The sequence below is a fragment of the Pseudoroseomonas ludipueritiae genome (genome assembly GCF_014490445.1).
In the GTDB taxonomy this organism is placed as follows: domain Bacteria; phylum Pseudomonadota; class Alphaproteobacteria; order Acetobacterales; family Acetobacteraceae; genus Pseudoroseomonas; species Pseudoroseomonas ludipueritiae.
Genome location: NZ_JACTUZ010000237.1, coordinates 1 through 4,463, shown reverse-complemented (window position 1 = coordinate 4,463; position 4,463 = coordinate 1). Strand labels below are relative to the sequence as shown.

Sequence of the window (4,463 nt, the reverse complement as noted above, 5' to 3'; positions counted from 1 at the left end):
GCAGGCCACCACCCAGGCCGATGCGCCGGGCGCCTTCGGCCCCCGCGCCAAGGCGGCGCTGCTGGATGACCTGAACGCCCTGCAGGCCCGGCTGGCAGCGGCCCGCCTGCGCGGCGCCGGACTGCCGGAAGCCGATGCGGCGGCCCGCATGGCGCAGGAAGCATCGGCGCGGCCGGATCTGGCGGCCGTGACGGTGGCGGTGCGGGAACTGGGGCGGGTGCTGGGCTGAACAGCCGGGCCAGAGGGGCGCCGCCCCTCTGGACACCCCGCCGGGGTGGAAAGTCCACCCCGGACCCCGCTTCGAATAAGGCGCGGCGGCCAGCCGCGGCGAAATCTTCAAACCTGAAAAGCCCCGCAGGCTGAACCCGTAGTCGCCGGAGGTCGATGACCTCCGGCGGAACCACGCCGTTACAGGCTGGAAAAACAGATGGCGGGGTCTGGGGTGACACTGTCACCCCAGCGGGGAAGGTCCGGAAGGGGCGGCGCCCCTTCTGGCCCCGCCTTCCACCCATCCCCCCACCGGGGCACACTCCCGCGCAACATCGTCGAAGGATCGCAGCCGATGACCCGCAAGGCCTGGGCCTGGGCGTTCTATGACTGGGCCAACAGCGCCTTTCCCACCGTTGTCTCCACCTTCGTCATCGCCGCTTATTTCGCCCAGGGCGTGGCGCCGGACCCGGCCAGCGGGCAGGCGATGTGGGGCTGGATGCAGACGCTGGCGGGGATCGCCATCGCGCTGCTGTCTCCGGTGCTGGGGGCGGTGGCGGATGCCGGCGGGCGGCGGCGGCTGATGCTGCTGTTCTGCACGGTCCTGACCGCCATCTTCACCGGGCTGATCTGGTTCGCCGGGCCCCGGCCGGAGGATGCGCTCTGGGCCCTGGCCTGCGTCGGGCTCGCCACGGTGGGCTTCGAGCTGGGCACCGTCTTCTACAATTCCATGCTGCCGCAGGTGGCGCCGCCGGAGCGGCTGGGGCGGGTGTCCGGCTTGGCCTGGGGGCTGGGCTATGCCGGCGGGCTGGCCTGCCTGGGGGTCTGCCTGCTGCTCTTCGTGCTGCCGGACCCCTCGCCGCTGGGGCTGGACCGGGGGCAGGCGGAGCATATCCGCGCCACCGCCCTGCTGACCGCCGCCTGGACGCTGCTCTTCGGCTGGCCGGTGCTGGTGGCGCTGCCGGACCCGGCGGGGCCGCGCCCGCGCTGGGGGGAGGCGGCACGGCGGGGGCTGGCGGAGATCGGGGCGGTGCTGCGCCGCCTGCCCCGGCACCCGGCCATGGGGCGCTTCCTGCTGGCGCGGCTTTTCTACACCGATGGGCTGAACACGCTTTTCGCCTTCGGCGCCATCTATGCCGCCGGGGTCTTCGGCATGGCCTTCGAGGAGATCCTGCTCTTCGGCATCGCGCTGAATGTCACGGCGGGGCTGGGTGCGGCGGGCTTCGGGCTGCTGGAGGACCGGCTGGGGTCGCGGCGCACCATCCTGGTGGCGCTGGGGGCCATTGTCGCCATCGGGCTCGGGCTGGTGCTGGTGCAGAGCAAGCCGGTCTTCTGGGCGCTCGCCATGGTGCTGGGGCTGTTCATGGGGCCGGCGCAATCGGCCTCCCGCTCCTTCATGGCCAGGCTGGCGCCGCCGGCGGAGGTCTCGGCCTATTTCGGGCTTTTCGCGCTGTCCGGCCGCATCACCGGCTTCCTGGGGCCAGCGGCGCTGGCGGCGGTGACGGCCATGACGGGCAGCCAGCGGCTGGGCATGTCCACCGTGCTGGTCTTCCTGGCACTGGGCGCCGCCATCCTGGCCACGGTGCGCAGCCCGGTGCCGGAGGAGGCCCCAGCCCCCTAGCGCAGGCAGCGCCTTGTTGCTTTGCCGGCTTATAGATGACAAACCAATTAATGGAGCAGCATTTATACCGGCGGATGCCATGACACCAGAGCACGAACAAATCCGCAGCGGCCTCGCCATGCTGGTGGGGCAGGCCACGCGGCAATGGCGACGCGCCGTGGACCGGCGCCTGCAGCCCTTCGGCCTCTCCGAGGCCACGTGGCGGCCGCTGCTGCACTTGGCCCGCGCCCCGGCGCCGATGCGGCAGAAGGAGCTGGCGGCTTCCCTGGGGTTGGATGGCTCCTCGGTGGTGCGGCTGCTGGACGCACTCCAGGCCGCCGGCTTCATTGAACGGCGGGAGGAAGAGGCCGACCGCCGCGCCCGCGCCATCCTGCTCACGCCCGAAGGCCGCGCTCTGGTGGCGCGGGTGGAAGATGTCTCCCGCGCCGTGCGCAATGACGGCCTTGCCGGCCTGGAGGCGGCCGAGATCGAGACGGCGCACCGGGTGCTGGCGCGCATCTGCCGCAACCTGGCCGAGACCACGGAGGATGCCGCGCCATGACCCACCAGCCCCCCGTGGCCGAGGCGGTGGCGGCGCGCCCGCGCGTGCCGCTCTGGCTGCTGGCCCTGCTGACCTTCAGCGGCACCCTGGCCATGCATGTCTTCGTGCCGGCGCTGCCGCTGGCGGGCCAGGACCTCGGCGCCGGGCCAGGCGCGATGCGGATGACCATCAGCCTCTACATCCTGGGGCTGGCGGTGGGGCAGCTGGTCTATGGCCCACTGGCCGACCGCTACGGGCGCCGCCCGGTGCTGATGGTGGGGCTGACGCTTTACGCCGTCTCCGGCCTGGCGGCCGTGCTGGCGCCGGGGGTGCAGGCGCTGATCGCGGCGCGGCTGTTCCAGGCGCTGGGCGGCTGCGCCGGGCTGGTGCTGGGCCGCGCCATCGTGCGCGACCTGGCCGGGCCGCAGGAGGCGGCGCAGCGGCTGGCGCTGATGAACCTGATGGTGACCCTGGGCCCCGGGCTGGCGCCGCTGCTGGGCACCGCCCTGGCGGAGCTGGCGGGCTGGCGCTCCATCTTCGTGCTGCTGTGCGCGCTGGGGGTGGTCAACCTCCTCTTCACCTGGCGGATGCTGCCGGAGACGGGGCAGCGCACGGTGCAGAGCGGCGCCACCCTGGCGCGGAACACGCTGCGGCTGGTCCGCTCGCCGGTCTTCCTGGGCTATGCGGTGGGCGGCGGCTGCGCCACCACCTCCATGTATGCCTTCGTGGCCTCGGCCCCCTTCATCTTCACGGACCGGCTGCACCGGCCGGCGCATGAGGTGGGCCTCTACCTCGCCGTGCTGATCTCCGGCGTCTGGCTGGGCAGCATGCTGGCCAGCCGGCTGATGGCGCGGCGCCTGCCCATCCCCCGCGTGCTGGTCTGGGCCAATCTGGTCAGCGTGCTGGGGGCCTTCGTCTTCCTGGGCATGGTGCTGTCCGGGCGGCTGAGCGTGTTGTGGACCATCCTGCCGATGTTCGTCTTCACGCTGGGCGCCGGCATCGCCAGCCCGGCGGCGCTGACCCAGGCCATCAGCGTGGACCCGCAGGTGATCGGCTCGGCCTCCGGCCTTTACGGCTTCACGCAGATGGCGGTGGGGGCGGTCTGCACCGCCCTGGCCGGCCTGGGGCAGGACCCGGCCCTGGCGGCGGCCCTGGTGCTGGCGGGGGCGGGTATCCTTTCGCAGCTCAGCTTCTGGGTGGCGCTGCGCCCGGCGCCGGGCCGCGGGGCCGCCTAGAGCAGCTTCCGTTCGCCTTGGCTCACTTCAGCCGCTCTGGTCTTCTGTTTTTGCGGGCATCTTCACCCGATCAGGTGCTTCCACCTGACCAGGATTTGCTCTGGCCGCCCGCGCCGGCCTCCGCATCAGCATGGCGAGGGAGCCCTTCTGCTCCCTTGTTCATGATGATTCCGAAGCGATAAGCGCGGCTGTTACCGGCTTCGTATGGCCTCATGGCCTCTTGCCACCGCAGGGAGATCAGCCGCTGCGCCCGAAGAGCCGCGCCAGCCAGGCCCGGAAGCCGCCGCCGGGCTTGCCGCGCCCGATGCGCTGCTGTGCCACATGCGGCCGCGGGTAGCTGGGTGGCATGGCGGAGGCGATGGTGTGCCGCCCGGTATCCTGCGCCGCGATCAGCTTCGCTTCCAGCGCCACCACCTGCGCCACGGCGGGCGGTGGGTTGCTGGCGGCCAGGGCCTCGGCGGTGGCGGCGGCATCGGGCCAGGCGCCGGCGCGGCGCAGAGCATCGATCACCCGCACCGTTTGCTCGGCGTCCAGTGGCGGGCCGCTGCGCCAGAGCGCCACCGCGTCCAGCCGCCATTCGGCGGCGAGGTCGGGGCGGTTCATGTCATCGGCCACCCAGGCGGCATGCAGCGTGGCCTCGGCCCCGGCATGGAGCGCGCCGGTTTCCTCCAGCACATGCGCCCAGGCGAGGAAGCGGCGGGCCAGGGGTGGGTAGCTGGTTTCCGCCACCAGGGCGCGGAAGGGGGCGGCGGCCACGGCCTCGGCCGCCGCCGGGTGGGCGCGGGCGATATCCGGCGCCGCATAGGCGCAATGCGGGCATTGCTGCAGCCAGCGCGCCATGGTGCCGCGCAGCGGCTCGCCCGGGCGCAGGTCCAGGTCC

The 4,463-nt window shown here is 72.8% G+C and carries 5 protein-coding genes; 4 read left to right on the top strand and 1 reads right to left on the bottom strand.

The features are described from left to right. The 4 genes from IBL25_RS24640 to IBL25_RS24625 all read left to right on the top strand — a co-directional run. Positions 1-229 (top strand): hypothetical protein (locus tag IBL25_RS24640; RefSeq protein ID WP_187781106.1); only part of this gene is annotated, 229 nt, incomplete at its 5' end. 333 nt (positions 230-562) lie between these two features. After that, a complete protein-coding gene (locus tag IBL25_RS24635; RefSeq protein ID WP_187781105.1) occupies positions 563-1,828 on the top strand; it encodes an MFS transporter in 1,266 nt (421 codons plus the stop codon). 79 nt (positions 1,829-1,907) lie between these two features. After that, positions 1,908-2,369 carry a MarR family winged helix-turn-helix transcriptional regulator gene (locus tag IBL25_RS24630; protein ID WP_187781104.1) on the top strand — a complete coding sequence of 154 codons (462 nt, stop codon included), beginning with the start codon at positions 1,908-1,910 and terminating at the stop codon, positions 2,367-2,369. Next, entirely contained in the window at positions 2,366-3,583 is a 1,218-nt protein-coding gene (locus tag IBL25_RS24625) for a multidrug effflux MFS transporter (RefSeq protein WP_187781103.1), read from the top strand. Before IBL25_RS24630 ends, IBL25_RS24625 begins: the two co-directional genes overlap by 4 nt. A 237-nt stretch (positions 3,584-3,820) precedes the next feature. Here IBL25_RS24625 and IBL25_RS24620 read toward each other — a convergent pair. Then, the coding region (locus IBL25_RS24620) for a hypothetical protein (RefSeq protein ID WP_187781102.1) at positions 3,821-4,463 on the bottom strand (643 nt) is incomplete at its 5' end.